Origin of the sequence: uncultured Brachyspira sp. (assembly GCF_949287625.1) — a bacterium.
Lineage (GTDB): Bacteria > Spirochaetota > Brachyspiria > Brachyspirales > Brachyspiraceae > Brachyspira.
In genome coordinates, this window is record NZ_CASEGO010000191.1 from 1 (window position 1) to 2216 (window position 2216).

A 2216-nucleotide genomic window follows, 5' to 3' on the forward strand; every position below is an offset into this window, starting at 1 on the left:
GCTAAATTTAGCAATTTATCCCACATATAAAACATAATTAGTACGATTTAATAATAATTTCAATACTTGCACTTTTTGCAACTTTTTGCGGCGGGAAAAAGTTGAATAAAAAAAAATTGACAAACTTAAAAATTTTTAGTATAATGCCTAAAATATTTTAATACAATACAAAGGAAGTTAAAGGAATGTTTATGAAAAAAATTATATTAATAATAGCTTTAAGCATTTTAATAAGCTGTAACAACAAATCTAATAACACACAAAACAATACAACAGCAAACATAACAATCACTAATAATACCGCTCAAAATACAAATCAAATTATAAATCAGCAAACAACTCCAACAAGAAAGAAAAAAATAGGATTTAAAAATATATATCCTATCAAACCATATACAGAAGCAGAAATTGATGAGATATTATACAAAACCATTGACGCAGAATTAGCAAATTATGGAATATCTGATAATTCCAAAAAAGAAAGAAGAGAAGAAGAAAAACAAAAAATGCAGAATATTAAAGATTTACTTTTGGAAGGGATAAACAGCAAAGATGAAGATGGAAACGGCGTATTGACTCTAATGCAGAAACTTGACTATAGAAATTATGCTTATAATGATTTAGTGAAATGGCTTGTTGAACATGGAATTAGTTTAGATGATACTAGAATATTAGATTATAATTATACTGATAATATGATAGATTATTTATTAGAATCAGGAGTTAATTTTGATTATAATACAATATATAATAAAATTGACTTAAAAAATAATAATTATAATTTAATATCAAAATTGATTAAAAAGTTAGAATCTGCAGGTTATTATTTTTCTGATATAGATTATCAATTACAAAGCGACTTATTATTTCAGTCCATTTTAGCTGATAATTTGGATTTAGTAATATTATTTTTAAAACTTGGTTGTGATATTAATTCCATAAACAGAATGAGTGATGGTTATGTGGGAACTCCTTTAATGTATAGTGTATATTATGAAAAGTATGATATTATGGATTATTTAAAAGAGAAAAATGCGGATATTACTATTCACTGCTTTCAAGATACAGAAGAATTAGAAAGTATTCATACTTATGATCGTCATATATCTTTTGTATTGATGGAAAATTTTCCTGTTTTAAATCCTACAAATTTAATTAATACTGTTATCACTGGAAATAATAATGAAGATTTGATGATAAGAATATTAAATAAAATATCTCAAACTTTTAAATTTGCAGATACCAGCTATATTTATTCGCCTGCCTCACAAACTGAATTTACAAACAATAATGAAAAATATATTTTAATACAAAGTCATATATTAAATGAAGAATATGTAGAAAATCTTATATCAATGGAAAAATATGTACATGATTTTGAAGTAAACGATAAATATTTTAATTATGTAACTATATGGAAAAGAGATAAAAACGATAAAAATAAAGCACAGTTTATAACAGGCTTCTATCCAATGCAAAATGATGACTATTCACAAACTTATGATATTGCTTCATCAGGAAATTACATTACAATAGAATCAACAGATGACGGTACATATTATTATACATTTATAATAGAAAATAATGATTTTTATTTAGATAAATTTTCTATGGAAAAGTATAATAGATCAGACAATAACAAAAAAGAAGAAGAGCATTATTATAATTATAAGAGAGATGCTGCTAAATTTAATCACACAAGCAGAATAAAAGCTATTGATTTAGAAAGAGGTTTCTTTAATAATTTAATAGAAGAATACAATAAATAAAAAAATAATAAAGGGCTTTAGTTTTTTAATTAACTCAAAGCCATTTATTGTTTCATTGATTATAATTTTTCTATTTCTTCTATACCCAATCCTGTTAATTCACTAATCATGTTAATATCCATATTTTTATTTTTCATATTTCTAGCTAGAGAATATTTTTCTTGTTCTATACCCTGTTCTATACCTTCTCTTATACCTTCTTCTTTACCTTTCTTAATTCCTTCTTCTATTCCTAATCTTCTTTCTTCATCAAGCATTATTTGATTACCGTATAGATAAGCCTCTTTCTTTTCATATTCCATCATCATCAATTTACTTTTTACAAAATTATTATATTTTTTCTGTACTTCTTCCATTATAGGTTTTTCTTTTACTATTTCAGACATAGATGCCTCCAAATTTTTACTTGTAAAGATTTTGAGCCAGTAATTTAAATCTTTAGATAAT

At 24.1% G+C, this 2216-nt stretch carries 1 protein-coding gene and 1 pseudogene; one reads left to right on the forward strand and one right to left on the reverse strand.

The window, feature by feature from the left end; genetic code table 11:
- Window positions 1-191: 191 nt before the first annotated feature.
- Complete coding sequence (locus Q1X91_RS15485; RefSeq protein ID WP_300759494.1) at window positions 192-1769, forward strand: ankyrin repeat domain-containing protein; 1578 nt, start codon at window positions 192-194, stop codon at window positions 1767-1769.
- Between the two features lie 59 nt (window positions 1770-1828).
- On the opposite strand, the pseudogene Q1X91_RS15490 reads toward Q1X91_RS15485, so the two are convergent.
- Window positions 1829-2216, reverse strand: a pseudogene (locus Q1X91_RS15490) (hypothetical protein); the annotation flags it as partial.